2 protein-coding genes and 2 tRNA genes are annotated in these 2551 nt (G+C 63.5%); all 4 read left to right on the top strand.

What is annotated here, in order from left to right; all coding sequences use genetic code 11:
* The first annotated feature begins 317 nt into the window (after positions 1-317).
* The 4 genes from EN738_RS33420 (at position 318) to EN738_RS33405 (ending at position 2424) form a co-directional block, all read left to right on the top strand.
* A tRNA-OTHER gene (locus tag EN738_RS33420) sits at positions 318-391 on the top strand.
* A 2-nt stretch (positions 392-393) separates the two neighbouring features.
* A tRNA-Arg gene (locus EN738_RS33415) sits at positions 394-469 on the top strand.
* Positions 470-822: 353 nt separating this feature from the next.
* A complete protein-coding gene (locus tag EN738_RS33410) occupies positions 823-1965 on the top strand; it encodes a slipin family protein (RefSeq protein WP_189340610.1) in 1143 nt (380 codons plus the stop codon).
* Positions 1966-2142: 177 nt separating this feature from the next.
* A complete protein-coding gene (locus EN738_RS33405) occupies positions 2143-2424 on the top strand; it encodes an acyl carrier protein (RefSeq protein WP_126054139.1) in 282 nt (93 codons plus the stop codon).
* Positions 2425-2551: the final 127 nt, after the last annotated feature.

Genomic DNA, 2551 nt, shown 5'->3' with positions numbered 1-2551 from the left:
GACCGGCGTCGCGCCGCGCGAAGGCGAAGCGGTGGTGGTCGAGCCACAGGGCGACGGCCTAAGGGTGCTTGGCCGCGTCACTTTCTGACGGGCGCGAGCCTGATACAGGCGATGGTTGCAACTGTTGCCGAAATGCCACTGCCGAAAGAAGCCGCAAAGCCGCCGCGACAATGCCGCTTGCGACAACCCGTCGCAGGGTCTATAGGCGCGCTCCCGGTCACGAAAACCGAAGCGAGCACAGCGGTTGGAGCTTTCGTCTCCGCCCGCGCAGGCGGCACTGCCGCCCTGTGTACGGCGCCGTTTCGGAGGTTGGGATCGCGGATGTAGCTCAGGGGGAGAGCGCCGGATTTGGATCCGGAGGTCGCAGGTTCGAATCCTGCTGTCTGCACCACGGATAGCTCAGTTGGGTAGAGCATCAGATCACGAATCTGACGGTCGAAGGTTCGAATCCTTCTCCATTGGCCTTCCAAGCCAAGCCACCCTGTCACGGTGTTATTCGGAAAATCGGTCCGGGGACCGGAATGCGAAAGAGCTGACGGACGGCCGAAGCCTTCGGGCCAAGGCCGTACCGGCAGATCCAACGCCATCGGCTCGCGGCCAGGCCCGCGGTGACGATCAAGGCGCAGTGTCGCCGGCTAGGGAGGCCAAGGCCTCCGGCGCCCGCTTCGCTGCCTCGCGATCCGCTCCCGAAAGCCCGCTGCTTGGCGATGCCACCGGTCTCCGGATCATTCGTGCCGGGAAAAGGGAAACGAGAAACGAAAAGGATGATCGACGCATGAGTTGACGCCTCGCATGGGGCCATGCCCGACAGGAGTGAAGACAATGACCATTCTCGATAAGGTTCTGGGGCGCGAGCGCGTCCTTGTTAAGGAAAACGAACGGGCCGTCACCCTCTACAAGGGGGAGATCAAGGCTGTCCTGATGCCGGGCGAGCATTGGCTTGCCAACCGGCGCGGACGCCTTGAAGTGTCCCGGCACGACCTGAAGAACCCGGAATTCGTTTCGGCCTACGAGAAGGCGTTGTTCGACAAGCTGCCGGAGGTGGCGGCGCGTCATTTCACCGTCGTTCGCACCGGGCGTACGGATGTCGCCGTCATCGAGCGTGACGGCAACCTCCATGCCGTCCTGGCGCCGGATCGCAAGCTCGTGCTGTGGACCGATGCCGGCCCGTGGAAGGTGACGCTGGTCGACACCTCGGCCGATCTTGCGATCGATCCGGCTCTCATGCGCCGGCTCGGCCAGGCCCGCAAGACGGAACTGATGTCCGTTCACCCGGTGGTCGACGGTCAGGCCGGACTGCTGTTCGTCGACGGGGCGCTGGCGCGGACGCTTGCCGCGGGCGTGCACGCCTTCTGGAACGTCGGGCGCATGGTGCAGATCAAGGTCGTCGACCTCAAGCGCCAGTCGCTCGACGTCGCCGGGCAGGAAGTGCTGACCAAGGATCGCGTGACGATCCGCGTCAACATCGCCGCCGAATACCGGGTCCTCGATCCGGTCAAGGCGGTGAGCGCGGTGAAGGACTTCTCTGAAGCCCTCTACCGCGCCCTGCAGTACGCCTTCCGCAAGACGCTTGGCGCGCTCACGCTCGACCAGATCCTTGAAAAGAAGGTGACGGTCGACGAGGAGGCGGCGGCCAAGGTCCGCGCCGACATGGCCGAGATCGGGGTCGAGGTCAGCGACATCGCGCTCAAGGATGTGATCCTGCCGGGCGAGATGCGCGAGATCCTCAACCAGGTGGTTTCGGCCGAGAAGCAGGCCGAGGCCAACGTCATCCGCCGGCGCGAGGAGACGAACGCGACGCGTTCGCTCCTCAACACGGCCAAGGTGATGGCCGAGAACCCGGTGATGCTGCGGCTGAAGGAGCTCGAGGCTCTGGAAGCCATCGCCGGCAAGGTCGAGCGGCTGACCGTCCATAACGGGACGGGCGGACTGCTGAACGACCTGGTTAAGCTCCGTGAAAACTGAGCTGACGTCACGTCAAATGGGAAGGGCTGCCGGCAATCCGGCGGCCCTTCTTGCGTTTCGAAAGCCAGCATCCCATCTGCACCGGGCTTATCAGCCCTTTTCCTGCCCGGAAAAACCGATTAGACAGCGCCCAAACAAGATGCGGACAGATTCCGCCCGCAACCGAAGGAAGAGCCCTTGTCCACCACGTTCGACAAAGTCGCCAAGATCATTGCCGACACCAGCGAGATCGATATCGAGACGATCACGCCCGAAAGCCACACCATCGACGATCTCGGCATCGACAGCCTCGATTTCCTCGACATCGTCTTTGCCATCGACAAGGAATTCGGCATCAAGGTGCCGCTGGAGAAGTGGACGCAGGAGGTCAACGACGGCAAGGCCTCGACCGACGACTATTTCGTCATGAAGAACCTGTGCGCCAAGATCGACGCGCTGGTCGCGGCCAAGAACGCCTGAGGCGGTTCGGGCGCGAACTTGACGCGCCCGGCCACGTGACCCACAAAGCCGCCCATGAGCAGCCCCCACGACGTCGTCATCACCGGTATCGGCCTTGTCTCCTCGCTGGGAGAGGGTCCGGATGCTC

This window comes from Mesorhizobium sp. M4B.F.Ca.ET.017.02.2.1, assembly GCF_003998955.1.
Classification (GTDB): Bacteria; Pseudomonadota; Alphaproteobacteria; order Rhizobiales; family Rhizobiaceae; genus Mesorhizobium; species Mesorhizobium abyssinicae.
Note: the sequence above shows the minus strand (reverse complement) of the source record. Positions and strands in the feature narration are given on the sequence as shown.

What these genes read in the sequence shown, in the direction of transcription:
- EN738_RS33410 (WP_189340610.1), top strand. Translation starts at nt 823, where the DNA reads ATGACCATTCTCGATAAGGTTCTGGGGCGCGAGCGCGTCCTTGTTAAG.